Annotated in this window: 26 protein-coding genes and 2 pseudogenes; 20 read left to right on the forward strand and 8 right to left on the reverse strand. The window is 55.8% G+C overall.

Going from position 1 to position 25,353, the window contains the following annotated elements; all coding sequences use genetic code 11:
* Positions 1-13: 13 nt before the first annotated feature.
* The 5 genes from QOS90_RS09665 to QOS90_RS09685 form a co-directional block, all read right to left on the reverse strand.
* Complete coding sequence (locus QOS90_RS09665) at positions 14-1,285, reverse strand: OprD family porin (protein ID WP_085273056.1); 1,272 nt, start codon at positions 1,283-1,285, stop codon at positions 14-16.
* 401 nt (positions 1,286-1,686) lie between these two features.
* On the reverse strand, positions 1,687-2,382 hold the full coding sequence (locus QOS90_RS09670) for a hypothetical protein (protein WP_085273055.1): 696 nt from the start codon (positions 2,380-2,382) through the stop codon (positions 1,687-1,689).
* A 16-nt stretch (positions 2,383-2,398) separates the two neighbouring features.
* Positions 2,399-3,292 carry a fumarylacetoacetate hydrolase family protein gene (locus QOS90_RS09675; protein ID WP_027592712.1) on the reverse strand — a complete coding sequence of 298 codons (894 nt, stop codon included), beginning with the start codon at positions 3,290-3,292 and terminating at the stop codon, positions 2,399-2,401.
* A gap of 3 nt (positions 3,293-3,295) precedes the next feature.
* The gene (locus QOS90_RS09680) at positions 3,296-4,096 is read right to left on the reverse strand and encodes a 2-keto-4-pentenoate hydratase (protein ID WP_027592713.1); all 801 of its coding nucleotides are present in this window, start codon (positions 4,094-4,096) and stop codon (positions 3,296-3,298) included.
* A 5-nt stretch (positions 4,097-4,101) separates the two neighbouring features.
* Positions 4,102-4,896, reverse strand: a complete 795-nt coding sequence (locus tag QOS90_RS09685; RefSeq protein ID WP_027592714.1) for an IclR family transcriptional regulator — start codon at positions 4,894-4,896, stop codon at positions 4,102-4,104.
* A gap of 363 nt (positions 4,897-5,259) precedes the next feature.
* On the opposite strand from QOS90_RS09685, the gene QOS90_RS09690 reads away from it, so the two are divergent.
* The 4 genes from QOS90_RS09690 to QOS90_RS09705 all read left to right on the forward strand — a co-directional run bounded on the left by QOS90_RS09690 (position 5,260) and on the right by QOS90_RS09705 (position 9,800).
* Entirely contained in the window at positions 5,260-6,690 is a 1,431-nt protein-coding gene (locus QOS90_RS09690; RefSeq protein WP_085273054.1) for an MFS transporter, read from the forward strand.
* Positions 6,691-6,850: 160 nt separating this feature from the next.
* A complete protein-coding gene (locus tag QOS90_RS09695) occupies positions 6,851-7,675 on the forward strand; it encodes a shikimate dehydrogenase family protein (RefSeq protein ID WP_085273053.1) in 825 nt (274 codons plus the stop codon).
* A 302-nt stretch (positions 7,676-7,977) separates the two neighbouring features.
* The gene (locus tag QOS90_RS09700) at positions 7,978-8,976 is read left to right on the forward strand and encodes a Gfo/Idh/MocA family protein (protein WP_027592717.1); all 999 of its coding nucleotides are present in this window, start codon (positions 7,978-7,980) and stop codon (positions 8,974-8,976) included.
* Between the two features lie 29 nt (positions 8,977-9,005).
* On the forward strand, positions 9,006-9,800 hold the full coding sequence (locus QOS90_RS09705; protein WP_027592718.1) for an IclR family transcriptional regulator: 795 nt from the start codon (positions 9,006-9,008) through the stop codon (positions 9,798-9,800).
* Positions 9,801-9,880: 80 nt separating this feature from the next.
* Here QOS90_RS09705 and QOS90_RS09710 read toward each other — a convergent pair whose 3' ends face one another.
* A complete protein-coding gene (locus QOS90_RS09710) occupies positions 9,881-10,690 on the reverse strand; it encodes a sugar phosphate isomerase/epimerase family protein (RefSeq protein WP_027592719.1) in 810 nt (269 codons plus the stop codon).
* A 20-nt stretch (positions 10,691-10,710) separates the two neighbouring features.
* Between QOS90_RS09710 and QOS90_RS09715 the strand changes: the two are divergent.
* From QOS90_RS09715 to QOS90_RS09730, 4 genes and pseudogenes are all read left to right on the forward strand, one after another.
* A pseudogene (locus QOS90_RS09715) lies at positions 10,711-11,415 on the forward strand (SDR family NAD(P)-dependent oxidoreductase); the annotation flags it as partial.
* Positions 11,416-12,709: 1,294 nt separating this feature from the next.
* On the forward strand, positions 12,710-12,928 hold the full coding sequence (locus QOS90_RS09720) for a hypothetical protein (RefSeq protein WP_256577382.1): 219 nt from the start codon (positions 12,710-12,712) through the stop codon (positions 12,926-12,928).
* Positions 12,929-13,400: 472 nt separating this feature from the next.
* Positions 13,401-14,771 carry an AlbA family DNA-binding domain-containing protein gene (locus QOS90_RS09725; RefSeq protein WP_085273052.1) on the forward strand — a complete coding sequence of 457 codons (1,371 nt, stop codon included), beginning with the start codon at positions 13,401-13,403 and terminating at the stop codon, positions 14,769-14,771.
* A gap of 51 nt (positions 14,772-14,822) precedes the next feature.
* The gene (locus tag QOS90_RS09730) at positions 14,823-16,091 is read left to right on the forward strand and encodes a PIN domain-containing protein (RefSeq protein ID WP_085273051.1); all 1,269 of its coding nucleotides are present in this window, start codon (positions 14,823-14,825) and stop codon (positions 16,089-16,091) included.
* 51 nt (positions 16,092-16,142) lie between these two features.
* Here the strand turns inward: QOS90_RS09730 and QOS90_RS09735 are convergent, their stop codons facing one another.
* The gene (locus QOS90_RS09735) at positions 16,143-17,180 is read right to left on the reverse strand and encodes a phage portal protein (RefSeq protein ID WP_085273050.1); all 1,038 of its coding nucleotides are present in this window, start codon (positions 17,178-17,180) and stop codon (positions 16,143-16,145) included.
* A complete protein-coding gene (locus tag QOS90_RS09740; RefSeq protein ID WP_085273049.1) occupies positions 17,180-18,934 on the reverse strand; it encodes a terminase ATPase subunit family protein in 1,755 nt (584 codons plus the stop codon). The genes QOS90_RS09735 and QOS90_RS09740 overlap by 1 nt, the downstream gene beginning before the upstream one ends.
* 151 nt (positions 18,935-19,085) lie before the next feature.
* Between QOS90_RS09740 and QOS90_RS09745 the strand changes: the two genes are divergently transcribed.
* From QOS90_RS09745 to QOS90_RS09800, 12 genes and pseudogenes are all read left to right on the forward strand, one after another.
* Positions 19,086-19,940 (forward strand): GPO family capsid scaffolding protein, encoded by an 855-nt coding sequence (locus QOS90_RS09745; protein WP_085273048.1) that lies wholly within the window; start codon positions 19,086-19,088, stop codon positions 19,938-19,940.
* A 43-nt stretch (positions 19,941-19,983) separates the two neighbouring features.
* The gene (locus tag QOS90_RS09750; RefSeq protein ID WP_085273047.1) at positions 19,984-21,000 is read left to right on the forward strand and encodes a phage major capsid protein, P2 family; all 1,017 of its coding nucleotides are present in this window, start codon (positions 19,984-19,986) and stop codon (positions 20,998-21,000) included.
* A 4-nt stretch (positions 21,001-21,004) separates the two neighbouring features.
* The gene (gene gpM / locus QOS90_RS09755; RefSeq protein WP_085273046.1) at positions 21,005-21,706 is read left to right on the forward strand and encodes a phage terminase small subunit; all 702 of its coding nucleotides are present in this window, start codon (positions 21,005-21,007) and stop codon (positions 21,704-21,706) included.
* 101 nt (positions 21,707-21,807) lie between these two features.
* On the forward strand, positions 21,808-22,269 hold the full coding sequence (locus QOS90_RS09760) for a head completion/stabilization protein (RefSeq protein ID WP_085273045.1): 462 nt from the start codon (positions 21,808-21,810) through the stop codon (positions 22,267-22,269).
* The gene (locus QOS90_RS09765; RefSeq protein ID WP_085273044.1) at positions 22,269-22,481 is read left to right on the forward strand and encodes a tail protein X; all 213 of its coding nucleotides are present in this window, start codon (positions 22,269-22,271) and stop codon (positions 22,479-22,481) included. Before QOS90_RS09760 ends, QOS90_RS09765 begins: the two co-directional genes overlap by 1 nt.
* Positions 22,482-22,514: 33 nt before the next feature.
* The gene (locus tag QOS90_RS09770; protein ID WP_085273043.1) at positions 22,515-22,829 is read left to right on the forward strand and encodes a phage holin, lambda family; all 315 of its coding nucleotides are present in this window, start codon (positions 22,515-22,517) and stop codon (positions 22,827-22,829) included.
* The gene (locus QOS90_RS09775) at positions 22,826-23,665 is read left to right on the forward strand and encodes an N-acetylmuramidase domain-containing protein (protein ID WP_085273042.1); all 840 of its coding nucleotides are present in this window, start codon (positions 22,826-22,828) and stop codon (positions 23,663-23,665) included. The genes QOS90_RS09770 and QOS90_RS09775 overlap by 4 nt, the downstream gene beginning before the upstream one ends.
* On the forward strand, positions 23,662-23,874 hold the full coding sequence (locus tag QOS90_RS09780) for a hypothetical protein (RefSeq protein ID WP_085273041.1): 213 nt from the start codon (positions 23,662-23,664) through the stop codon (positions 23,872-23,874). Before QOS90_RS09775 ends, QOS90_RS09780 begins: the two co-directional genes overlap by 4 nt.
* A pseudogene (locus QOS90_RS09785) lies at positions 23,871-24,248 on the forward strand (hypothetical protein); the annotation flags it as partial. The gene QOS90_RS09780 and the pseudogene QOS90_RS09785, both read left to right, overlap by 4 nt.
* Entirely contained in the window at positions 24,169-24,435 is a 267-nt protein-coding gene (gene lysC, locus QOS90_RS09790; protein ID WP_218190599.1) for an Rz1-like lysis system protein LysC, read from the forward strand. The pseudogene QOS90_RS09785 and the gene lysC, both read left to right, overlap by 80 nt.
* Positions 24,419-24,868, forward strand: coding sequence for a phage tail protein (locus QOS90_RS09795; RefSeq protein ID WP_085273039.1), 450 nt, complete (start codon positions 24,419-24,421; stop codon positions 24,866-24,868). The genes lysC and QOS90_RS09795 overlap by 17 nt, the downstream gene beginning before the upstream one ends.
* The gene (locus tag QOS90_RS09800) at positions 24,861-25,316 is read left to right on the forward strand and encodes a phage virion morphogenesis protein (RefSeq protein WP_085273038.1); all 456 of its coding nucleotides are present in this window, start codon (positions 24,861-24,863) and stop codon (positions 25,314-25,316) included. Before QOS90_RS09795 ends, QOS90_RS09800 begins: the two co-directional genes overlap by 8 nt.
* The last annotated feature ends 37 nt before the right edge of the window (positions 25,317-25,353 follow it).

The following is a 25,353-nucleotide window of genomic DNA, read 5'->3' on the forward strand; positions in this document are numbered from 1 at the left end:
TGCTTTACGCAAATCAAAACAACGAAAGCGGGTAGTTAATGATTAGGCGGTTTTCATTGAAACTCGTATTAGTCCCCCACGCTCGACGCAGTGTCGAATTTCGCCATTTGACGTTCAGGTCTTTAAGTGCGCCAGATTGAAAAACATAAGCCAGTTCACTCTCCCTGCCCCACTCCTTGGCGTCAGTCTCAGTACCCACATGGATACCGCTTCCCTTGATGTACCGGTTCATAAGGGTCAGCCCGGGCACACCCAGTGCCGTGAAATTATAATCATGTCGCAACTGCCAAGAGCGCTCATTAGCATTTTCGTAGCTAGAGTTAAAGCTGTCATTGGCCAGTGAGCCACCCGACGTGCCGTTAACTTTCATCCAACCGTCCTGGCCAGAGACCTTTTGCAACCCGATATAAAATGTGTTTGCACCATACTTGGCGAAAAACAAACCAGATCCTGTACGGTTATCAAGATCTCCCGCCAGAGATCGCCCCTCATCCTTACCAGTGAACCATTGTAAATTGGCACCCAGCGTCCAGTCGCCAACGGATTGGCTATGGGTGAGCTGCACCATCTGCTGACTATAGATATCTTTCAACTCAGCCCCCCACACGCCGAGCATCGTCCGCTTGTCATTGAACGTATACTCGCCACCCAGGAAGTTGAACCGATCAGAGGTGACGCCCGGTTTCTGCGCGAGGAACATATCCTCCATGCTGGCATCATTTCGCGGGCTGTTAGCACGGAATTGCCCGCCGTAGAGGGTAACATTTTCGATTTCTCGAGAAGTAATCTGTGCACCGCGGAACGTCTGGGGTAACGACCGGCCGTCATCTGAACGCAAGATTGGCAGCGTGGGCATCCATTCGCCGACCTTGAGCTCTGTAGAAGAGAACCGCGCTTTACCTGCAATTGCCAAACGCCCGTAATCATCGGCCGCGCGGCCATCGTCATGAATGGGCAGCAATTGTGTTCCTCGGGTGCCACGCCCACTGTCTAACTTCACGGCGAACAGCCCCAGGGCGTCAACGCCAAAGCCCACCGGCCCCTGGGTAAAGCCCGACTTATAACTCATGATAAAAGCTTGACTCCACTCTTCTGCTTTGCCTTGAGTGGCAGAGTCGCTTACAAAGTTACGGTTAATGTAAAAATTACGTAGCGCCAGCGCAGCAGTTGAATCCCCTATAAATCCAGCCTCGGTTGCCTGCACGCAGACTGCCGTACTGAGAAGCGGCAGAACAAAAAATATCTTTGCGTTATTGTAAATATATTCGGATGCGCGGATTTTCATTTTTTATTATTTCCATCACAGACATTTAATATAAACGCAGCTTGTCACGCCGAGCATTCATTCAACGAGGTTTTGTACAACGCTTTCTATTAATTGACGCCCCCTTTAAGCAGAGGGTTCTTCCGTTTTCTATGAATAGCGCAAGCCTGCATGACCTCAGGCTTATTACTGCGCCTCCGTGGCGCAGCGCGTGGCTAAGAGCGGCGCGCTATTGTTGCGACATCCAGCAGACGGCGACGGCCGAGCCCGTTAATTCGTGAGCGCAGGCCAAACTCCCAGTACCCTCTATAAAGTCAAAACATGAGCACGCCAGAGACAAAGCGCATGACACTTGGCGAGGCGCGCCCAGAAGAGGAAAACGATCAAGCACTACCTGCAGTGTCGCTGCAGGTCAGCAAATCTCAACCCGCGCTGGAAGGTGTCTTGCAGCGGGTGTATTCCAGTTGGTAAAGCGTGGTGGCGAGCTGCTGCTCAGGGTCGTCCAGCAGGTTGCTCAACTCCGCGACCAGTCGCTCTCTGGTATGTCCGACATAGTCAGCGGCGCAACCTTCGATCATGATGATCCAGGATGGAATTTCAGTGCCCTCTGATCGGGCCTTCTTCTCCGCAGTTTCAACCTTGCTGACGGCTTCATCAGCGGTGCAGAAGTGGACACCGGTGATCCCTTGTGCATCGACCAGCGGGGGCAACATTCGATCGCGCAATGCTTGCAGAACGTCCGTGTAGCGCTCGACAGCGACATTGAAGCGCAGGGTCACCAAATAAGCGCCATTACCCACACCGGCCGTGTAATGAACGTCGCAAATCGATCGAGCGACATTACGGTATGACTGCACGACTTTCTGTGTCCATGGCGTCGGCGCATTTAGGCGAGCCAGGTAATCTGCCCCCCCCAGCACCTCGACAGAATCAGCCTCGTACAGATTGAAATAAGCAGGCCCAGCATCGAGCGCGATGTATCGTCGCCCCCGCTGAAATCCCGGAATCGCCGCGCGCTCTGGCATGTGTTCACGGTTATGCCATTCGTAGAACTCATCCCGCGCGTCGGGCACAAGATCATGCCAAATTGCAACCACACCTGTTCCTGCAAAGCTCATGTCTCATTCTCCGGCATTAATCAACGTTAGGATGACGGCCCGCAACCCAGGCAGCTCCCATTTCCGCTACATACGGCACTACCGCCTGAGACTGTTCGCCCAGCCCTGTGCCCCCTACGCGCATGACGTCACCCGCCTTGAGAAACACATTTGGTTTCTGTCCAAGCCCAACACCTGGTGGTGTCCCGGTGATAATCACATCACCCGGCATGAGCGGCATGAAACGGCTCAGGTAAGAAACGATGTGCGCGACACTGAAAATCATGGTCCGAGTGTTACCGTTCTGATAACGCTTGCCGTTCACTTCCAGCCAGAGGTCGAGGTTCTGCGGATCGGCGATTTCATCGCGAGTCACCAACCAAGGGCCAAGTGGCGCGAAGGAAAAGCTGCTCTTACCCTTGGTCCATTGCCCTTCGTACTCAAGCTGATAGGCACGTTCGGAGACATCGTTAGCCAGGCAGTATCCGGCCACATGATCCAGCGCCTTGCTTTCTTCTATGTGCCAGGCGGGTGAACCAATCACGATGGCCAGTTCAACTTCCCAGTCGAGCTTCTTAGAATCACCCGGCAGAATCACAGGGTCGTTTGCACCGCTGATAGAGCCTGTGTGTTTATTGAATACAACAGGCTGGCTCGGAATAGGCGTGTTGGTCTCGGCGGCGTGGTCAGAATAATTGAGGCCGATGCAGATCAGGTTCGGCACACTGCCCACACACGGCCCTAGACGCGATCCCGCAGGCGCGAACGGCAGACGCTCAATGTCGACACCGCGCAGCTTCTCGATGCTGGACGGCGACAGCGCCGCTGCATCGATATCATCGACGATGCCAGTGAGATCCCTGACCTGTCCTTGAGCATCCAAAATTCCAGGCAGTTCTTGTCCAGGCAAACCGAAACGAACCAAGCGCATACGTTACTCCTCAAGCGTTGAAAAAAAGACAGACAGTGAACCTGCCTCGCCGAACTGGATGTCCAGCGGCTGGTGAGTGGGAACTTCGAGTACCCCTGCATAGGAGCCGGTGATCACGACCTGACCCGCTTGCAGATCAATGCCCCGTGCAGAAAGAAAATTGGCAAGCCAGACGATCGGCGAGACGGGGTCTTGATCCGGGTGAGTGCCGGCAACGCTCACAGGCTCGACACCCGGATGACTAAGCGTTACATCAAGGTGAGTGGGCAAATTGTTCGAGGTTAGTGAAACGGCACGTGCCCCCAGGACTAGCCCCTGGTTGAACAACCCGTCAGCCAGCAACTGCTCAAACGTAACTTTTTGCGGATCGGTGTACCGACTGTCGATCACCTCCAGCGCAAGGTGTACCTGGCTGATAGAGCGCGTTATATCGTCGGCCGTGTAAGGCGCCGCGCGGGCAGGAAGGCCGGCCCCTAACACGCATGCAAGCTCAGGTTCGATTCGCACCTTGGAAGTTGCGAAGCCCAGGGAGTATTGGTCGCAGCTCACGATGCTATCGGTGTAGATAGGCGCGACTATCCACTTGCCGGGCTTGGGCAATGCGCATTTCCATCCGCCCACTTTTTTCCCGGCCAGCACACCGACATGCTGCTGTATCTCGAAGCCTTGCTCTAGGCTCAGTGAAATCTCATTGCATGGCAGGGCATCTAATTTATTACCCGTTTGGCGTGCGTTCACGAGGTGCGCGGCGGCTTGCAGAAGGATGGATTCAGGCGCATCGGCTGATTGACTGAACTTATCCATGCACTTCATCCCTGCACACTGGATTGCCGAGGCCATACCGTACCGAGCTTGTTCGCAGCATCCTCGAGCAATGCATGCAAATCCTCGTAGCGGTCTGGATGCATGCGCAACACCGGACCGGCGATACTCATGGTCCCGACCACAATTCCAGATGGGATGAGCCTCACCGGAACCGCGATTGCCCACACGCCGGCCTCAGCCTCTTCCACAACGAGTCCATAGCCCCGTGCTCTGGTCGCCGCCAAGTCGGAAAGTAAGCGTTCGACCGTATTGATAGCCCGAGGACCCTTGCCTGTACCCTGGTCTTTGCCCAGACCGTCGCGGATAGCAATCTCGACAGCTTGCTCGTCAGGCATAGATGCAAGCCAGGCTTTGCCATTAGCGGTGGTGTACAGATTGATAGGCTGATCCATGGCGGGCGAGTACATCAACCCAGGTGCAGCGCCTTGAGCCGAGGCCAGCCAGGACAAGCCGCCCTCGCAGACGACAGTCAGGCGTACCAGCTCATGGGATAAAGACGCTACATTTTCAATGATCGGCTGAACAAGCTCCGGCAATCCGATGCCGTTCAGATAACGCTGCCCCAAAAGCGCCAATTTGAGTGTCAGACGGTATTGGGACGTCGCCTCATCCTGCTCGGCCCACCCTTGCTCCACCAACTGCGCAAGCACACGGTGCGCAGGCCCCTTTTCCATCCCCAATTCACCTGCAATATCGGACATTCGCATCCAGCGGGCCTCACGAGCCAGCAGCTCGATAGCCTCAAGGCAACGATCAACAGCACCTTTAACGACTCTCATGGGATTATTCTCAGCTGGTTTTGAGCAGCGCCGACAAAAATGTCACGCCGTTCTATCTGGAACACAGTTACAATAGTAATCATCACGTGATCGTCAAGTCAACGCAAATACGTTCACTCGCTGGCCCGTCCCCTACTCCTTATCTATACCCGGCTCACTAGAAGTACAGCGATGAGGCTGCAACTCACGCTGGCGGGCCTACCGCTCCCATAAACAATGAATGGCTCGTGAACAGCCAGCCCAAGGGCTGGCCGACTCATGAACCTGAACCGTGCCAGCACGCTTGACAAAGGCAATGCGCGGGAACAACATTACAAATGGAACGACGTTACAATAACAAAATTACGGTACCGGAGACACTTCATGAGCCATGGCATCCCGAGCGATCCACACTCCAAGCGTCAGTCAAGGAAGGCCGCAGCTAGCGGCTGGATCGGCTCGGCGTTGGAGTACTACGACTTTTTCATTTATGCGACTGCCGCTGCCCTGCTTTTCCCGCAACTGTTTTTTCCAACGGACGATCCAACCGTAGGAATCATCGTTTCACTCGCTAGCTTCGGCGTTGGGTACATCGCACGACCTATAGGAGCAGTGGTGCTAGGGCACTTGGGTGACCGCCATGGCCGCAAGACAGTATTGGTCTACTGCATGTTCTTGATGGGCTTCTCGACCATGTGCATTGGCTTACTCCCGACCTACCAGCAGATTGGCGTGTGGGCTCCCGCAATACTGATTATCTTGCGCCTGATCCAAGGGTTCGCGGTTGCCGGTGAAGTGTCTTGCGCAAGTTCTATGACCATGGAGCATGCACCTGACGGGCGCCGTGGTTACTTCGCAAGCTTTACCCTTCAAGGCGTGCAAGCCGGGCAACTGCTCGCGGCGGCGGTTTTCCTGCCGCTCGCCCAATTCATGCCTGCGGATGACTTTGCGTCATGGGGTTGGCGAATTCCCTTCTTGCTTAGCGCTGTGGTGCTTGTGGTCGGATGGATCATCCGCCGCGAAGTACATGAGGCACCAGTCTTTGCTGAGGCGCGAGCACAGGACAAGCCTCGTAAATTGCCAGTAGTCGAGGTACTCACCGAAAGCTGGAAGGATGTGTTGCGTGTCATCTGCATGGCACTCTCTGCAGTACTTGCAATCCTCGCGTCCGTGTTCGGCGCCACCTATGCAGTCCAGCCAGCTTACGGTATTGGTTTTCCCTCCGGCTTGTTCATGTGGATTCCTGTCCTGGGCAATTTGTGCGCTGTGATACTTATCCCATTCGTCGGTAAACTCTCTGACAGAATTGGCCGTCGCCCCCCGGTGATCGTGGGCGTGCTCTGCGGCGGTCTCTTGTCGTTTGGGTACCTCTATGCAATCAGTATCCACAATCTCTGGCTGTCTTTGATTCTCTCGCTTCTGATGTGGGGCGTGGCCTACCAAGGGTTCAATGGTGTTTTCCCAAGCATGTTCCCTGAGTTGTTCCGCACACGGGTACGCGTCACTGGTATGGCCATCGGTCAAAACATCGGCGTGGCATGCACTGCGTTTCTGCCAGCCCTGTTCGTATCCGTTGCGCCGCCTGGCACCGAAAATATCCCCCTGAAAATTGGAGCGCTGACTTTCGGTATCTGTGCAATCTGCGCCATTGCAGCGTTTACTACCCGCGAAACGTTCCGTATTCGTCTGAGCGAACTGGGTGAACCCAACGCTGTGCCAATGTCGAAGGAGGAGTACGAACTGCTGCGGGAAAAATCCAATCCCAGATCGAGCACTAGCACCCCCAATCAAGCGCTCAAAAATCAACTCCAGTGATGCCCGACTGACAACCAGACCCATCACTCTCAACGTGTTGCGCAGTTGCTCTGCGCAGCACGTTAAGCACCCCGGCGATAAACGTGTGCGCCGCCAGCAAGAAAGTCCAACAGCTGCGAGCTGGCAATTGGCGTGCCCCCGTCAACTACAGTAGGTTCACATGCATCCACTCATCACCGGCACAACGCGCATCTATGGATTGATAGGTGATCCGCTCAAGAGCGCCAAATCCCCGATGCTGCTGAATAGGCTATTCGCCGAAGCACAGTCTGACGCCGTCTGCATTCCATTGGAGGTCGGTACGCAGGGCCTGGCCGAGTTCGTAAAAGGCGCGCGCACAATCCGCAACCTCGCTGGACTACTGGTCACCATGCCGCACAAGCAAACCATGCTTGAAGTCGTAGACATTCTTCACCCTACCGCGCGCCAGATCGGCGCAATCAATGTGGTTCGCTGCGACAAGGACGGTCGCTGGGAGGGAGCTGTGTTCGATGGGCTCGGCTGCGTACTGGGCATGCAGCGTCAGGGTGTTTCTCTACACGGGAAATCAGTTCTCCTGGTCGGAGCTGGGGGCTCGGGAAGGGCCATCGCTTTCGCCGTTGCCGCTGCTGGCGCTCGCTCACTGACCATTTCAGATTTGGATCCGCTCCGCGCCACTGACTTGGCGCAAAACGCTGGCAAAGAAGGGGCGTGCAACGTACAAGCAGGGCCTCCAGACCCTACAGGTCATGACATCGTTATCAATGCTACCCCGCTTGGCATGAACCCTGATGATCCGATGCCAATAGAAGCAGCGCGGCTGAACCCAGCTACGGTGGTGGTCGACATCATCACTCGAGCCGAGCCGACCGCTTTATTAATTGAGGCACAAACACGCGGATGCAAAACCCTTGACGGCCAGCCCATGCACGTAGGCCAGGCCTTGCTGGCTCTTAGTTTCCTGGGTTTTGAAGACATCGAGCGCCGCTACTCGACGGGATTGTAGCCTCCCATACCCCTCCCCTGACTGCCAGCCCGCACCCTCTTCATCACTCCAATCAGAACATTCCACGATGCGCATGCTTTCGGCATGCGCGCACCCCTCACGCCGACTGCTATTGCTCCACAGCGCCGGCACAGCGCTCAGCGACCGATCAAAACGTAACTTACTTCCGTTCATAACAGGGTCGTGATAGGCTGTTTTGCAACCTCAAAAATGTAGCTTGCGCGCTATTCTTTCGCGGTTCGATCCGTAACCTCCATGGCACCGCAGGTTTGTCAAACATACTTATTTATAAAGGTGGATGTTTGAAAGTCGTTCTCCTAGAAGTCAGCCACTGGCACACCCCGCTCTATCTCGATGCGCTTGAGCGCTTGCCTGATGTAACGGTCACGGCGGTGTCCGACGCAACGGGGTCGCGGGGCCCCGCTCTCGCCCAGCGTTTCGGAGCGCAACTTTACGATCACTGGGAAACCCTGCTGGAAAACGAGGAAGCCGATTTTGCCTTCGCCTTTGGCCCGCATGATGAGCTGTATGCCATGGGCGAGGCATTGATCGAGCAAAAGGTCCCCTTCGCGATGGAAAAGCCTTGCGGGCTAACCCAGCATGAGGTGCTGGACCTTTACCAACGCACCGAAGCCAACGGTCTGTTCGTGGCGGTGCCGTTGATATGGAGGCACAGTGAATTACTGAACCGCCTAAAACAAGAAGCCAGGCAGAGTGAAGCCAAGTGGAGAACCCTGGCGTTTCGGTTCAACGCTGGCCCGCCTGGACGTTACCTGGCTAACAGTTGCTCTTGGATGCTTGAGCCGAAACGATCGGGGGGCGGATGCACGATCAATCTCGCCCCTCATTTCGTCGATCTGGTTGAGGAAATCTCCGGAGAGGCGATTCGCAGCGTGTCGGCAGTGATGTATCGCGATTCGCTACTGACAGCAGTAGAGATCGGCTCGTTGATGACCCTGGTGACCGAGAGTGGCTGCATCTGCACTATCGAAACGGGGTACAATTATCCCGCCAATACACCCGAGCAACGGGAGTATTCATTTTCAATGTCAACTGATCAGTTCTATGCGCGCTCTACCGCTGACGGCTTGCGACTGGTCGACGCGGCCGGGCAGGCAAGTGACCTGCACATGAGCTTGAACTCTGACGTGTATTACGACAACTTCGTAACCGACATCCTCGCGCCTGACCGAGACGTTGCTTATACAGGCGCCGGGCTAGCAACCATGCACCGCGTCATGCGTATCATCGAGGCGGCCTATGAGTCAGATCGCCTGGGTGGCGCCCCCATCACCCTATAATGCCCTGACGCGAAACAAAGGACTAAAAATTGTCACATATAGGCCGCTACTTCAATACTCTGGAACTGCTCCTTTCCCATCCAGGCGGCCTCGCCCTGTCTGAAATCAGTGAACAGACTCAAGTGGCGATGGCCACGGCTCACCGTATATTGAGCGCCCTGCGGGAAAGAGGCTACGTTTACCAGGACGAGCAGGACCATTACTGCCTGACGCTGAAAATTCCCAGCATGGGCGTGAACTACATCACTGAAACTGGGTTTGCCAGGATCATGCAACCTTTGCTCAACGAACTAGCCAGCGAAACCGGCGAGCATGTTCGCCTGGCGGAAGTTGCAGAGGATCATCTGACTTGGGTACTGCAGGCCACGAAAAATACCAGGGGCCTTCAATACCGCCGCGCCCTAGACGAAAAAATCATTCCCCATACCACTGCGGCAGGCAAAGCATGGCTCTCCACTATGCGTGATGAGCGCGCCATGCGCATTCTCGCCGCCTGGGATATCGAGAATAGCCGAGAATATGCAGGGCCCAACGCACGCGTTTCGATTCGCGACATTTTTGATGACATCGCACTGATCCGCAAAGAGGGGCATGCGGTAGTACGAGAAGAAGGCGAAGTGGGCGTGTGCGTCGTGGCAGTGCCTGTATTCGACCCCTCACGATCAAGCAACTCGGCCCCGGTGGCAACCCTAAGCATCGCCGGCCCCATTGCACGCATGCGCGAGGAAACCTTGGATGCTCATATCGAACACTTGAAACGATCGGCCACAAGGGTGGGAGAGTGCTGGTCCCTGTGGACTTCTGTCAGCGAGGGAGACTTGTAAGCTGCGCGCTAACGCTCTAACTTGCACCTGGGCCCATTGCGGGCCTCAGGGCTACGGAGACGACGAGCGATAGGAGGCAACTACGAAATATTCCAACCCTTCTCACGCAGGTCCTGGACACCTTTATTCAGTTCATATAAGGCGTTTTCTTCGCGGATGATTTCGAGCACGCAGTTTTCAATACCGCAGGTCGCGTGAACGGCCTCACCCAATCCGATGAAGTCTACGACTCCGGTGCCAACTGGGTCATGCCCCCACACATCCGTGCCGGTGTCGGATACATGCACAAAGTCGATAGCACTGTGGTAGGCCAGCAAACTCGCTACTGGGTCCTCACCTATGTAAGCAGCGTTGGCGATGTCATAAACGACTCTGACGACATCATCATTGACAGTATCAACAACCTCAGCCAGCTCCCGCATTGTAGGGGTGAAGCAATACGGGGTATTTTCTAGCAGCAAGCGCACACCAGCCTGTTTCGCCAGCGGCGTCAGAGCCGCCAGGCTCTCGTACATCCAATCAAAAGTCTTTTCGAGCGGTGGAGAAATCATCGGGCGCCGCGTGCCAGGAGATATCACCACCTCCTGGGTATCCCAAGCGACAGCCAGGTCAATCACCGCCTTAATGTGATCAATGCTCTTCTGACGCATGTTGGCGGCGGGACTAGCCAAGTTGACGTCATAGCCGCCGGCATTGAGCGACCTGATCTTGGCATCGTACTGACGCAGACGCACGCTTGCAGCAGAACGCTCTGCAGTCGACATTTCCACCGGCCAGCAATGTGGCGAACTTACGGGCACCTCGAACACACGGTGCCCATGCTCAGAGAGCTGCGCAATTGCATCGATTGCCGTGGATGACCACAGATAAGAAAACGTGCTGATGATCAAAGGCTGCGCTTGCCCGGGGCTCGCAGCCGAAAATTGCCGTTTGTGGGCAAGCCCCAAACGCAACCCAGGATGAAATCGTTCGAAAAATCATGGCCATGGGTGGCGTCGCGATCTCATTGTCTGGTGATCTCGGCGATCCTGCGGTGCCTGACCAACTGGTAGCAGCTGCAGTAGCCGAATTCGGCGGGCTTGACACGCTGGTTGCGAATGCTGGCGTCGCCAGCCCCGGCGCGATCTGCAATTTGTCCATTGAGGATTGGGACGACATGTTCGCCGTCAATCTTCGCGGCGCCTGGTTGCTTGCCAAAGCAAGCTACCCGCATCTTCGCGAGAGCCGAGGCTCAGCGTGCTTTACCTCGTCGATGTCTGGCCAGCTTCCGCACGCCGGCTCTGGCGCCTACAGCCCCACCAAGGCAGCATTAACAATGCTGGCGCAAACTCTCGCTCTGGAGTGGGCACCTGAAGGCATTCGGGTCAATATCGTGTCGCCAGGCATGACACATACACCCATGTCTGAAAAAATGTACGCTGATCCGCAGATCAAGAAAGCACGAGAAGCGATCATTCCACTGGCCAGAATCGGCGAACCGCTAGACATCGCAAACGTGATCGAATTTCTCATTAGCCCGCTAGCCGGCTATGTCACGGGGCAGGATATCTGTGTCGATGGCGGGTTCTCCAAATCGATCCTTAGCCATATTCCAGGTCGCCCAAGCTCCAAATGATTATCACGGCTGCGGATTGAGCCCTATACAGAAAGAGTTAAATCCAAACCCTCTACAAGATACTAAAATGGGGCCGTCCGACCTTGCGTTGTGTCGTGCGGCTTCGACCGAAGCTGTATCCTCGCGAGCTTCTACTCGCACTTACCTGCGCCTCCTGGCCTTTTAAGCCCCTCCCCCTAAAACTCAAGCCCGCCGACCTACTCGGGCGGGGCGGCCTTAGCATCGATGGCGACAACATCTACAAGCAGTTGATCTGCGACGCAGCAGTGGGGGGATGGCGGTCGGCAAACAAAGCATCAACCGACCGTCGAGGGGCGCGGGGTCAGCACCTCTGAGCTATTGGCCAGGCCGAGGGCGAGCCACAAAACGAGCTCATAGACTCGCTGAAAAGGTCACCTACTACCGGCGCAAGCGCACCAGCAAGCGCAGGAAGAACCCCGGCAAGGAATGAATCAACTATTTCTACCTGGACAAGTCAGCTAAGCCGAGCCCCTTAGGCAGCGATCTGAGCTTGGCTCGACTGAAGCGGGGCGAACTCGAAGCGAAGGCGAGCAGCTAAGGTCCTAGTCATGTTGGGGCCGAGGTAGGCAGTTGCTCGACATCTTCGAGAAGGCGCCAATCGACGGGCTCAGACCTACGGACGTATCAGAAGCGCTTCCGAGATAAACCATTCCCAAGGGTGTTTCCATGGGTAGTTTTTCTACGCCCCAAAAACGCAAAAAGCCCTGAATAATCAGGGCTTTGAATATGGCGGAAGCGTAGAGATTCGAACTCAACAAAACGACGCCGGCCAGGCTGGAGGCCTTGATTTCCCAGAGGTACAGAGCGCCTATGCAAGTGTTTTTGTTCCCAGAGTGTTCCCAGGGTGGGTGTGTAAGTCACCTCGCCAATCCCATCCCAGTGGGGAAATGGCATTTCAGGTTGACCCATCAAAAAATGGTAATTTTGGTAATTCAATCTCGGGAAAGCGCTGGAACCATGATGGATAAAGGGCTGCAGCGATTTTGAAAAAGGTAATTTTTTGGTAATTGAAAGGTAATCGGATTACCTAAAAGAAGCGTTAGAAGCCAAAAACATGAAACCCTTTAAAATCAGCATGTTATGAAAAAATTACCTTTCTCCTTACCTATGATTACCTTTTGAGGTAATCGCTCAAAGCCTTGTACCACAAGGGCTGTAGCCTTGTTCTACTTCCTCCTAACCAGAATTACCTATTTTTGATGGGCATCCTGAAAATGGTCTGAAGTGCTTCAACATCAGCTTCTACAATTGATAGGCGTCGTTGGAGACCCCTATGAAAAAAATCGATGGAAAACGTCTGCATGAGGCGATGATTCAGGGCGAACCGCTGATGCAGAAGGCAATGGACGCTCTCCGCAAGTTTCATGAGGCTCAAGGGGTGCTCCCTGCCGACCAAGTCGAGGTGCTGCGACTGGAGGCCGAGTTCCTATTCCAGGCCGTCAGTGCCTATCAGCTCCGAGTATTGGGCGGCGCGGCCCCTACCCTTCAATGAAGGGTCTCCTGCAGGGATTCGCAGGGTCGATCGCTCCTACTTAAGTGCCATCGGCCCCAGCCACAGCTCGCCTTCATCGCTCCGCAGGGCTGCGGAAATTTTCACACGTTTAGCCCGCAGGCGTGGCGGGGGGACGAGGGCGCGCCAGTGATCATTGGTTGCGAGACCACAAACCAATAGCCACACTACGCTCCTGGCCCTCGCTTACAACGCCGAAGGCGCTACGATGATTGAAGGGAACGACATGAAAGCTGTCGGCGTTGCCGTGTCACAATCAGGAGAGCTCAATTAAGTGGGAACACTAAAAGTTTCAAGCCTGCAGCTAACTACAAACTCAAACAACAAGCATGAAAGACTCGAAATAAAATTTTAAACCACCTCTCAGGTGCTGACAGCCCCACTTAAACAGCGCAACACCAATTACAAAGCTTAAGCCCTTGACTTTACTACAACTCCTCCCGGACCAAGCCACATGCCGCACTTCACACCATTTAACAAAAACCTAGATGAACTCGAAGCACTTGACTTAATTTCTTTAAAACAAATTAGTGAAGGTTGGTATATTGAATACAAAAGCCAACTTTCAAAGGCTTCCGATATTGCCAAATCTATCTCAGCACTAGCCAACACGTATGGCGGCTGGGTTTTCTATGGCATAAGTGAAGAAAGCAAAGAAAATTCTGTTGCCGGTGCGTTTCCAGGCATAGATATCTGCGAAATAGATTCTGCTCTCCAACGGATCAGACAAGCTGTCGCAAACTTAATCAGCCCAGCATGTCATTATGATACTTGCGTAATCAAAGGGCCATGTGAAGAACTGGCGCTTGAAGCTGGGAAATGCATCATTTGCGTAGCGGTTCCAGAAAGTATTGAAGCGCCTCATGTTCATCACCGAGGGGCAATTTATAGAAGAATTGGGGACGGCTCTGAGCCTTTGGCTGAAACGGACCGACAGATGATTGAGAAAATGTTTCAACGATCAAGTGAAAGAATTGAGCATCTTGCGCACTGGATTTCTAGCGACCCAGAGCTATCGAACGACGAAGATGAAATCCCTTTCATACGAATTATGATAGTGCCAAATATCTGGGGGATGCCCCGCAAGCCTTATAAAGCCACTATAAAATCTGTTAAATCCGCGCTCAACCTAACTGAAGGCAGAGCGTCCTTTATACCTTTTGACACGATATATAAAAGCGCAAACACGGTAATAGCTCGCCAGTGCGGAACCGAGGACCCTATTCGAGCTCGATTGACTTGGAGTGTACACCAAGATCTTAGCAGCGAAATATTAGTGCCTCTTAGAGTATACAAAGGATCGCCCGATGTAACTGAATATCATTTACGTGAACGACAAAATATCGAAGCGTATTGCGATAGACTTAGACTAACTGAAGCCGAAAACTTTGACATTATCGATTTAAGCATTCTCTATAACGTTCTGCATGGAGTGATCGAATCACAGCGAGAATTGCAACGCCAAGCTGGCTGGCCATTAGACTTCGAAATAAAAGTCAAAGTAATTAACGCTTGGAGAACCATCCCCTACTTAGACACGGAGTTTTTTATTGACCTAATAAATGAGAACGGCATTCCTGTGAACCTTAATGAAGAATGCGTATCACCTACTGGGTCTCATCCTGAAACGTTTTGGTCAGTACCCGACAACTCGAACAATCTTGAATCTGGCATCGGGGCAGGAATACAAACAATTATTGCCTTCTGTCCAATCGCCGAAGCATTTGGCATTCCTCTCCCCGAACTCCTCAGTGAGGAAGGGCGTTTAGAGCTAATTCGTACACAGCTTACCGAAGCGGGAATACAAGCAGCACTCAAGCAGTAAAGCTTCACTCGAACCCTGATTAAATCATGCTATTTAAGGTCGAATTGTAGAATGACATCAAAATTCATAAAAACAGCAAAATACCCTGATCCCTCTGGGACTTTTTCATTCAATCTTGCACCCAAAGATAGAATTATAGACACCTGCCTTTTTATACTCGATGCCAACGTACTACTACTCCCTTACACTGCCGACGCTAAAAGCCTAAATGAAATCAGAAAGGTTTACGAAAAACTTGTCAAACAAAACAGGTTGTATGTACCAGCGCAAGCAGCCCGAGAATTCTTAGACAACCGGGCCACTAAACTATCAGAAGTACATGACTTCATATACAAGAAGCAAAATCAGTCATTCACATTCATAAAAGGCTTTCCACTCCTAGATGAGATCAATGAATTCAAAGAGCTTGTAGGAATTGAAAACCAAATTAAAGAACTTCTAAAAAAATATAGAGATTCCGCAGCAAAGACCCTAAATATCATCAAGTCATGGGGGTGGGACGATCCAGTAAGCAAAATATATCACGAAGTTCTATCTAGCGTGATACTCGACGACTCTGATACTGACGAGAACAAGCTGGAAAAAGACCTTGAGTTTAGAAACAAAAACAAAATACCTCCAGGCTACAAAGACGGGGGAAAGAGCGACAATCAAATCGGGGACCTTTTAATTTGGCACGAACTTCTGAATATTGCAAAAACCAGACAAGAACATGTAGTTTTCGTATCTGGCGATGAAAAAAACGATTGGTGGCATCAAAGCAGCGGCAAGGGATTATATCCACGATTCGAGCTCGTCGATGAATTTAGACGCTCGGCACATGGAAAGTCATTCCACATAATAAGTCTCTCTGAGTTACTTGAAAAATTCAATGCCAACTCCGCTGCTGTTGCTGCCGTAAAAACGTCAGAGGAGCAAGCATCCCAACCAGTAGCTAGCGATGGCTTCATCACAACTGCAAAGAACTGCTTGAATCTCATAAAGTTCTTCCGCGACCTACTAGCCTCACACAAAAATGAACAACAGCACATCCTTATAAATCGACAGAAAAATGATATGCATGACTTTTTTGACCCAGCGCTAGAAGATTACCCATTTAGCAACTTCGGCAATAACGCTTCGACAAAAAACTTAATGAGCACCTACGAAGCCCACAAGATAGACATAATTATTATGCGTGAAACCCTACTCGAAAGCCTGCCTCACCTGCGCAACGACGATATGGACTTTTACTACAGCAGACCAACAAATCCGATAGGCGTTGAATCTGTTATTGACGACTTCGAACGAATCGTAAAGACAGCTCTGCTCAATAGATAATCACAGACATCAATAGCGGCGAAGCGAGCGCTCAAGTGAACTCCATATGAGCTATAGTGAAAACCTCACTACCTCTTCGCCAACCCAATCGTTAATCAAAGAGATTCGTGTTTGAATCGGCTTCAACTCGTTTTCAATCCAAATCTCAGTCGCTTCCTTAATCGAACCAAAACCACCGGAATTTTGAGGAACAATCCCCATTAATTGCGGTGGTATCCGCAAAGCAGCAAGCAGATCATCACGACTGATGTTCTTGATCGCCGCAAAGTCATCTTTTGCTGCCACCTCGCTGATAGGCAGCAGTTGAATACCGTCCTTCTTCCCACCAGGTGCGTACATGAACAGATTCCGGAAGTTGCCCGGACCTTTACTGTTTTTCATGGCGTCCCGCAGGTCATCGACAAATTTCTCGTTCTGAGCCGCGTCCGTCATGTAAAGGATGAATCCGGCATGACTACCGTTCTGGTAGTACTTACGGCGGAACAGTGTCGCACTTTCATTGAGCAAGGCGCTCTGGAGGGCAGCCAGCCATTCGGGCAGGCCATAGACCTCCTGGTTGATGTCCGCTTCGCGGATGTGGCAGATGCTGCCGGCCTTGAATTCGTGCTCGTCCTTCCAGCCCCGCACCTGGAAGTAGGTGTCCAGGTTAGTGCCACGCCGCATGTATTTGGCCAGACAAGGCTGCAGGCCGAGTGCTCGGCCAAGCATGTTGTCGTGCTTCTCCAGATAGAGGTTGCCGCACCATCCCCAGTCCATGACGATCTGCTCAAAGGCCTGCCGGCTCAGCAGCTTATGGGGGATGAAGCTGCGTACAAGCATGTTGCGCTTGAACATGAGTCCTGACTGCAGGTAAACGCTGGCTCTGGTGGATCGGGCCAAACCGTCGAGGTTGACTGGTGGCTCATACCAGCGGCCATTAGACCAACACTCTAGGTAATCCAGGATCTCGCGCCCATCCAGCACCGGTACTGGCTCACCAAAACTGAACGCTACGCTCTTGCCACCCTCCCCCTTGGTCAGCAGCTCACCTTCGGGCGGCTCCACTACCTGGTCAGCGCCGGCAGGTCGACGATTGCGCGATTTTTTCATTAGTAGATCTCCATGATTCCGGTGTTGGCCGTGGTCTGACCTTCCAGCGGCTCGTTGTGAAGGGCGTGGAAAAGGGCCCAGGCCAAGTCGGCGTGGCCCGTGCTGTCATTACGGCCAGCGGTGTAGGTGAACTGCCGACCGCCTGGGGTGATGGTCTTCCGGATCGCCATAAGGGACTGGGCAAGGTCGGTCCAACCTGCGTCGAATTCGAGCCGGCCTTTCGAGATAACGTCCCACGCCTTCATGACCAGGCGCGTTTTCACTTCGGGGTTGTAGTTGAACGTGCGCACCCCGGGGAAGAATTGACGTACCAGCTGCGCCACGGCGCTGCCCATGCCCGTGGTGTCGATCCCGATGTATGTCACCCAGTATCGCTCAGTGACCTTTCGAATCGTCTCGGCCTGTGAAGCAAAGTCCATCCCGCGGAACTGATGCCGCTCTAGGACCCGAAATTTGCCACCCGGGACAAGCGGAGGAGCCACTACGACTAGGCCGGCCGTGTCGCCAGTCTCTGCCGGGTCATACCCCACCCAGACCTGCCTATCGGCGAATGGGCGGGCCGCGAATGGCTTGTAGTCCTCCCAGTGTGTCCAGCTGTCGATCATGCAAGGCTGAAGGGCGGCGAGCGGGAAAATACTGGCCCCATCATCGACGAACTCGCACATCAGCAGGTTCTGGAAGGCCGCCGCGTCATACTCCAAGCGCAACTCATCCAGATCGAATAGGTCGCAGCCCCGCTCTTCAGCATCCATGATCGTGACGATCTGCCGCCAGACCCGGTCCTCACACAGGCGCCCCATCTGCAGGGCACTGTGCCCCACATCCAGTTTGATGTGCTGGGCGGTTGGCTTGCCCTTGTTGAAGCGCTCTCCGGTCCAGAACGTGTAGGCCTCATGGGCCATAGAGCTCGGGGTCGAGAAGTAGGTGCGACGGTATTGCTTCTGCATCGCCATGCCCGAGGCGACCTTGTTCAGCTCCCTGAACTTGAAGGTCCAGAAGAACTCGTCGAAGTAGAAGTTACCGTGGTAACCCTGGGCGGTACGTGCGTTGGTACCGAGGAAATGCAGCTCGGCGCCGTTGGCCAGGATGATCGGATCACCTGTTAGATCAACACCGATAGTGTCGCGAGCAAATGCCTGGATGTAAGCCTTGAAAATATGGGCCTGAGCCTTGCTGGCTGAGAGGAAGATCTGGTTGCGGCCAGTGGTCAGCGCGTCAATCAGGGCTTCCCGAGCAAAGTAGAACGTCGCACCGATCTGACGGCTCTTGAGGATTGCGCGCGTCCGCTGGCTACCAGCGCGATACCAGTCTTTCTGGTAGTCGAAGCAACCATCCAGAAAAGCTTCGAGCAGCTTCTCGACCTGCTCTTCACCGATGTCATTCCGCTTGGGCTTCTTCTTCGGCCCTTCGTTGCGCTTGGCCAGCTCGGGGTTGAGGTCAGTCTCGGTACCGCCCGCTTTGTACCGCTCGATCCGCGCCTGACGCTCCAGTTGGCGGTGCAGCACGTCGATCTCTTTGAAGTCGGTACCTGTTTTGGGGTCCTTCAGGAGCAGCTGCACCAAGCGTGCTTCGGTGGCCGCTTGGATGCGCTCAAGCGGAGAAGCCCGGTCCCATTCGTCGCGGGCTTTCCAGCTGTGCAGGGTTTTTTCTTTTTCGCCGATCAACTCGGCGATCTCGCAGACACGGTAACCCTGCCAATACAGGTGCTTGGCGTGGCGGCGGTGATCGGTAGGCAGGTCGACGATATTGTTCATGGCGCCGATGCTGCCGCTCGCGCGCGTGATCCCCTATCAGCGCCCCCTGTAACGCCCGCGCCTACAACTGCACCGCGTTGCCGTTAAACGGCGGGGTGCGGACCATGCCCCCATCGCCAGGCACAACGCCACCGCCATGAGGATTCCCGGCATGTCCGAAAGCACCAAAGCCCCCGCCAAGAAATACCGCTCCAAGTGGACCCGCATCGCCGTCGAAGGCGCCACCACCGATGGCCGCAACATCGAGCGCAGCTGGATTGAGGACATGGCCAGCACCTACAGCCTCAATACCTATGGTGCACGCATCAACTGCGAACACATCAAGGGCTACTGGCCGGGCGGTGAGTTCGGTGCCTACGGCGACGTTGTCGCCTTGAAGGCAGAGGAAGTTGAAATCGCGGGCGTCAAAAAGCTCGCTCTGTTCGCCCAGCTGGAACCGAACGACGCACTTCTGGCGCTGAACAAGGCAGGCCAGAAGGTTTACACCTCGATCGAGGTACAGCCGAAGTTCGCCGACAGTGGCAAGGCGTACCTGGTCGGCTTGGCGGTTACTGACACCCCGGCCAGCCTCGGTACCGAAGCGCTGTCGTTCAGCGCCCAGCACGGCACGCTGGCCAACCGCAAAAAGGACAAGGACAACTTGTTCTCGGCGGCCGAAGAAACCGCCCTCGAATTCGAAGAGTTCACCGACGCCCCGGGCATGTTTGCCTCGCTGGGCAAAAAGGTGAGTGAGCTACTCGGCATGAGCAAGGAAAAGGAAGGCAAGGATGCCGCCAACTTCACGGCCCTGGGCGAGCTGATCGAGCAGCTGGCCACCCATGGTGCCGAGCAGGCCGAAGCCTTGAGCAAGTCGCAAAAGGCTTTCACTGACCTGGACGACAAGTTCAGCAAGCTCAGTACCGCCTTTGACGATCTGGTCAAGCGCCTGGGCGACACCAAAGACCACACCCAGAAGGATCGCCCGCCGGTTTCCGGCGGTGGCGGCAACGCTGTCACCGACTGCTGATCCCACACGGAATTGACCCAGCCACGGACTACCGGAGAACACCATGCGTAACGATACCCGGGCCCAATATGCGGCCTACCTTGAACAGATCGCCAAGCTCAACGGCGTCAGCGACCCGACCAAAACCTTTACTGTTGCGCCCGCTGTGCAACAAAAGCTCGAATCCCGCATGCAGGAGTCCAGCGACTTCCTGTCCCGTATCGGCATGATCGGCGTGGACGAACTGAAGGGTGAAAAGATCGGTGTCGGTGTAAGCAGCACCATTGCCGGTCGCACCGATACCACCGGTGACGGCGTCCGTATCCCCCGCGATGTGTCCGGTCTGGACAAACAGGGCTACGAGTGCGCTCAAACCGACTTCGATACCGCGATCCGTTACGCCCAGCTCGATGCGTGGGCCCGTCACAAGGAATTCCAGACCCTGCTGCGCGATGCCATCCTGCGCCGCCAGGCCCTGGACCGAATCATGATCGGTTTCAACGGTACATCGGTCGCCCCAACCACCAACCGCAATACCAACCCGCTCCTTCAAGACGTGAACATTGGCTGGCTGGAGCAGTACCGCCTCAATGCGCCTGCCCGCGTACTCAAAGGCGGCAAGGTCGATGGCAAGGTTGTGATCGGCTCGGGCGCGAACGCTGACTACAACAACCTCGACGCCCTCTTCTACGACGTGATCGCCAACCTGATCGACCCATGGCACCGCAAGGACCCGGGCATCGTAGTTATCCTGGGCAGCAACCTGGTGCACGACAAGTTCTTCCCGCTGGTGAACAAGGACCAGCCAGCGTCCGAGAAGATCGCTACTGACTTGATCTTGTCGCAGAAACGCGTGGGCGGTAAGCAACCGGTGGAAGTTCCGTATGTGCCGGACGGCTCCGCGTTGGTCACCAGTCTGGAGAACTTGGCGATCTACTGGCAGCTCAATGGTCGTCGCCGCTACACCCAGGAAAACCCAAGCAAGAACCGCGTCGAGAACTTCGAGTCGAGCAACGACAGCTATGTCATCGAAGACTACGGCCTCGGCTGCCTGGTCGAAAACATCGAGCTGGAGTCCTGATGCCATGGCCCTGAGCCCAGCTAAACGCCACTTCATCAACGCAACCGCGGCCTTGGAGGCCGCGGCCACTGCACCTGCAGCGCTCATGCAGGGTCTGAACGGCTACGAAATCCAGCTTGCGCAGCTGCAGCAGGACATGCTGAGGCTGTCGAATATCCAGTCGCTAGAAGCCAAGGCTCAGCTCAAAGTGGCCCTGCTGCCTACCTATGAGCCCTACATCGAGGGTGTTCTCAGCTCCGGCCGCGGTGCGCAAGACGATGTCCTGGTCACCGTGATGGTATGGGCGTTCGACGCCGGCGCCTGGAAGACCGGCCTTGATATCGCTGAGTACGTCCTTCAGCACGGCCTCAAGATGCCCGATCGCTTCAATCGCAAGACCGCTTGCGCGGTTGCCGAGGAGGTGGCCGAAGGCGCATCCAAGGCCCTGAATGCTGGAAATGCTTTCCCGATCGAAGTCCTCACTCGCACCGCCACGCTCACCAGCGACGAAGACATGCACGACCAGGTGCGATCCAAGCTGATGCGCGCTCTCGGCAGGGCAACCTTGTTCGGTCTCGACGAGGAAAACCCTGGTCAGCCTGGTCAGGTGCAAGCCGGCATCGAGCTACTCAACCGCGCTATCGAGCTGTACGACAAGTGCGGTGCCAAGAAAGAACTGGAGGCGGCCGAACGCCTGCAGAAGAAACTTGCCGACAAAGTCGGCTAACCGAGCGTCCCCGCGCACCCCGGCGGCTCGGGGCGGATCAGCGGCCATTGGCTCAGCTGTGAAGCCCCGACCACCGCCGACCTATTCCAGAGCACGCGATCATGAGTGGATTTATTGCCGGCGCCCCAGTGGCCGCGGGCCTGATCAGCAGCGACCCGTTCTGGCCAGGGATTGACCTGGACGAGCTGCGGGCAACCCTGCGCATCGACTCCAGCGTCTCCCTGGCCCGCCTCGAAACTGCGGTCGTTGCCGCAATTATCAACGTCAATCGCGAGTTGAGCGCCTGGCGCCTCGGGAAACAGGCCCAAGGTATTGCAGCCCTGGTGGATGTCCCAGGCGAGAAGATCCAGAACAAGTCCGAATACGAACACCTGTACCTCCGTGCAGTCCAGGCAGCAGCTGGGGCTGAGGTGTGTGAGCGGTACCGCGGCTACGACACCACCGCCAGCGGCTCCAAAAATGCCGACGAAATCACCCCAACGATCGACGATTACCGGCGCGATCAGCGCTGGGCCATCCGGGACTTCCTGGGAAAATCGCGAACAACAGTAGAGCTACTGTGATGGCTGAGCAGAAGCGCACCCAGCAAAACGACACCGTCGACGCCCTCTGCTGGCGGCACTACGGCCGAACGGCCGGTGTGGTCGAGGCCGTGCTCAATGCCAACCCCGAGTTGGCCAACCACGGTGCCGTGCTGCCCGCCGGCCTGCTCATCACCCTGCCCGATATCCAGACATCGGCGCCCGAGCGCCAGATGGTGAGCCTATGGGACTGATCGTACCCCCCACTTCACCAAGGAAGGAAAACCATGCCTGACCGTCCCGATACGTGGGCGTTTTTCGCCACCTGGCTTGAGCACAACTGGCCGAGCCTGTACGCCGGCGCGCTTGCCATCGTCATTGCTTCGCTGCGGGTGATCTACGGCGGCGGAAAGCTCCGCCAGCTGATCATTGAGGCTCCGCTATGTGGCGCCCTCGCACTGTCCGCCAGCAACGGCCTGTCGCTAGTTGGCATTCCCCTAACTGCCGCGCCGTTCTTCGGCGGCCTGATCGGTCTGCTGGGCGTCGAGTTCATCCGGGCTGCAGCAAAAAGGTTCTTCATGCGTAAGGAGCAACAGTTGTGATCACTCTTCGCCACGGCGACCGCTCCCAGGCGGTTCGCGAGTTGCAGCGCAAGCTGAATGCCAACGGCGCCAAGCTGGTCACCGACGGTGACTATGGCGATTCCACTGAAGGCGCCGTGCGCGCCTACCAGTTGAAGGTTGGTCTGGTATCGGATGGGGTGGCCGGGCCCAAAACTCAGGCCAGCCTGATGGGACTGGATGTCCAGAAGCTGCTGAAACACTCCGATCTGGTCAAAGCATCCCAGCGCCTCGGTGTTCCAGTAGCCGCGGTGTACGCCTTGAACGAGGTCGAATCCCAAGGCTGTGGCTTCTTCGACAACGGCAAGCCGGCCATCCTGTTCGAGCGCCACGTCATGTACGAACGCCTCCAGGTTGCGCGAAGTGGGGCGGATGACCAGGAGCAGTTGCGCCGGCGCGCCGCCGACCTGGCCAAGCAAGCGCCCAACCTGGTCAACCCCAAGGCTGGCGGTTACATCGGCGGTACCGCCGAACACCAGCGCCTGGCGCAGGCCATCCAGTTCGACGAGCAGGCAGCTTTGGAGTCGGCCAGCTGGGGCGGCTTCCAGGTGATGGGCTACCACTGGAAAAGGCTCGGTTACCCCACTCTGCAAGACTTCGTGGCAGCAATGCGGCGCAGCGAAGCGGAGCAGTTGGAGGCATTCGTCCGGTTCATCGAAACCGATCAGGTGCTACACAAGGCGCTGAAGTCCTTGAAGTGGGCCACTGTGGCGAAGCTCTACAACGGTCCCAACTACCAGCGAAACCTGTACGACGTGAAGCTTGAGCGCGCCTTCGAGCGTCACCAGGACCGTGCGCTTGCGCAGGGGGCCGCATGACCTACAAAGAGCTGCTCGAAGGCCTCGCGGTGCACCGTCTCCAACCGAACGATGTCCTGGTCTTACCGGAAGATTTCGACCAGGGCCATTTCGAAGAGCTTCGGAAAGCCCTGCACCAGCTCAAGGCCTCGCCTTGCCTGATTGTCATCGGTGATGTGGAGAAGCTGGACGAGTCCGACATGAACGCACTGGGCTGGTACCGGAAATGATCGACCTGCGCCCTGCCCCGTTCCTGCTCGCCGGCGCGATTGCAATACCGCTCGTTCTCACCCTGGCGGTCTGGGGCATCGACCAGTATCTGGATGCCAGCGATGCAAAGACCAAGCTCCTCGAGGAGCAGATCGGCGCCGCGCAGACGACGGCAGAGCGCAATCTCGCCAACATCAACGAACTGATAGCCACCCTGACGACCGTCCGCGACGGCCAGGCCAAGCTGCTGATGCTCCAGGGCGAGCTGCGCACGGGCCTGGCGCAGCGCGAGCGCCAGATCGAGGACCTCAAGCATGAAATCAAGGAACTGCAGGAGTGGGCTGACCGCCCTCTGCCTGGCGCTGCTCGCCGGCTGCGCGAAAGACCAGCCATCATCGGCGCCGACGCTTACCGTAAATGGTTGTCCGGTAGTGGTGCCGTGCACCCTGCAGGCGACAGCCCCGACCAGCAACGGCCAGTTGCTGACTGACCAGGAGCGCACCGAGCTGGCCTGGGCCGAATGTGCCGCCCAGGTCGACCTCATCTATCAGCACCAGGTGAAGCATGAACAAACCCGATAGCTTGCGTAAGCACCTGCTGGAAGCCGTGCCCGGGCTGGCCAACAACCCGGACTGCCTGCTGATGTTCATCGACGAGGGCAAGGTCCGCTCAATCGCCACGGCGGCGCTGTCCTTCGAGTACGGCTATAACCTGCAAATCATCCTGACCGACTATGCCGGCCACCCCGATAGTGTCTTCATCCCGCTGCTGGCCTGGATCAGGATCAATCAGTCGGAGCTGATGGAGAACCTGAGCAAGTCGGCCGATGGAGTGAAGTTCGAGGCCGACATCCTGGACAACAGCAAGGTCGACTTCAGCATCTCACTGGCCCTGACCGAGCGGGTGATAGTGAAGGATGTAGACGGCGTGCAGACGGTGAAACACGCCGGCGAGCCGCAGCGCAACCCGAACTGGCCGGGTGAAGGCCCGGAATGGATCGTGCCGAATGTCTGACCTTAACGCCTTAGAAGACTGGGCCGGTCCGATCCTGCGCCGGCTGGAGCCTGCGGGCCGGGTCAAGCTGGCACGCTCCCTGGCGCAGCAACTGCGCCGCAGCCAACAGCAACGGGTGGCCGCCCAGCGCAATCCTGACGGCTCGGCCTTCGCCCCGCGCAAGCCCCATAAACTGCGTGAAAAGGCAGGCCGGGTGAAGCGCAAGGCCAAGATGTTCCAGAAGATGCGCACCGCGGCCTACCTGAAGGCCAGCGGCGACGGCCGCGCGGTGACGGTTGGCTTCGTCGGCCGGATCGCCAAGATCGCCCGCGTTCACCAGTACGGCCTGCGCGATCGCGTGGCACCCCGCGGCCCTATGGCCAATTACGAAAAACGGCAACTGCTGGGCCTGAGCAGCGCCGACCTCGATCTCATCCGCGACGGCATGCTCGCGCATATCAGCCTGTAACCCCCCTTCCTACAAGCCGGCCAGGCTGCGCCCGCGC

Origin of the sequence: Pseudomonas sp. LAIL14HWK12:I10 (assembly GCF_900184205.1) — a bacterium.
In the GTDB taxonomy this organism is placed as follows: domain Bacteria; phylum Pseudomonadota; class Gammaproteobacteria; order Pseudomonadales; family Pseudomonadaceae; genus Aquipseudomonas; species Aquipseudomonas kermanshahensis.

Coding starts and splice junctions, on each gene's coding strand:
- QOS90_RS09665 (WP_085273056.1), bottom strand. CDS start 1,285: ATGAAAATCCGCGCATCCGAATATATTTACAATAACGCAAAGATATTT.
- QOS90_RS09680 (WP_027592713.1), bottom strand. CDS start 4,096: ATGGATAAGTTCAGTCAATCAGCCGATGCGCCTGAATCCATCCTTCTG.
- QOS90_RS09800 (WP_085273038.1), top strand. CDS start 24,861: ATGTCTGACCTTAACGCCTTAGAAGACTGGGCCGGTCCGATCCTGCGC.
- QOS90_RS09750 (WP_085273047.1), top strand. CDS start 19,984: ATGCGTAACGATACCCGGGCCCAATATGCGGCCTACCTTGAACAGATC.
- QOS90_RS09765 (WP_085273044.1), top strand. CDS start 22,269: ATGGCTGAGCAGAAGCGCACCCAGCAAAACGACACCGTCGACGCCCTC.
- lysC (WP_218190599.1), top strand. CDS start 24,169: ATGAAATCAAGGAACTGCAGGAGTGGGCTGACCGCCCTCTGCCTGGCG.
- QOS90_RS09670 (WP_085273055.1), bottom strand. CDS start 2,382: ATGAGCTTTGCAGGAACAGGTGTGGTTGCAATTTGGCATGATCTTGTG.
- QOS90_RS09745 (WP_085273048.1), top strand. CDS start 19,086: ATGTCCGAAAGCACCAAAGCCCCCGCCAAGAAATACCGCTCCAAGTGG.
- QOS90_RS09760 (WP_085273045.1), top strand. CDS start 21,808: ATGAGTGGATTTATTGCCGGCGCCCCAGTGGCCGCGGGCCTGATCAGC.
- QOS90_RS09770 (WP_085273043.1), top strand. CDS start 22,515: ATGCCTGACCGTCCCGATACGTGGGCGTTTTTCGCCACCTGGCTTGAG.
- QOS90_RS09740 (WP_085273049.1), bottom strand. CDS start 18,934: ATGAACAATATCGTCGACCTGCCTACCGATCACCGCCGCCACGCCAAG.
- QOS90_RS09730 (WP_085273051.1), top strand. CDS start 14,823: ATGACATCAAAATTCATAAAAACAGCAAAATACCCTGATCCCTCTGGG.
- QOS90_RS09720 (WP_256577382.1), top strand. CDS start 12,710: ATGAAAAAAATCGATGGAAAACGTCTGCATGAGGCGATGATTCAGGGC.
- QOS90_RS09735 (WP_085273050.1), bottom strand. CDS start 17,180: ATGAAAAAATCGCGCAATCGTCGACCTGCCGGCGCTGACCAGGTAGTG.
- QOS90_RS09690 (WP_085273054.1), top strand. CDS start 5,260: ATGAGCCATGGCATCCCGAGCGATCCACACTCCAAGCGTCAGTCAAGG.
- gpM (WP_085273046.1), top strand. CDS start 21,005: ATGGCCCTGAGCCCAGCTAAACGCCACTTCATCAACGCAACCGCGGCC.
- QOS90_RS09725 (WP_085273052.1), top strand. CDS start 13,401: ATGCCGCACTTCACACCATTTAACAAAAACCTAGATGAACTCGAAGCA.
- QOS90_RS09675 (WP_027592712.1), bottom strand. CDS start 3,292: ATGCGCTTGGTTCGTTTCGGTTTGCCTGGACAAGAACTGCCTGGAATT.
- QOS90_RS09780 (WP_085273041.1), top strand. CDS start 23,662: ATGACCTACAAAGAGCTGCTCGAAGGCCTCGCGGTGCACCGTCTCCAA.
- QOS90_RS09795 (WP_085273039.1), top strand. CDS start 24,419: ATGAACAAACCCGATAGCTTGCGTAAGCACCTGCTGGAAGCCGTGCCC.
- QOS90_RS09685 (WP_027592714.1), bottom strand. CDS start 4,896: ATGAGAGTCGTTAAAGGTGCTGTTGATCGTTGCCTTGAGGCTATCGAG.
- QOS90_RS09695 (WP_085273053.1), top strand. CDS start 6,851: ATGCATCCACTCATCACCGGCACAACGCGCATCTATGGATTGATAGGT.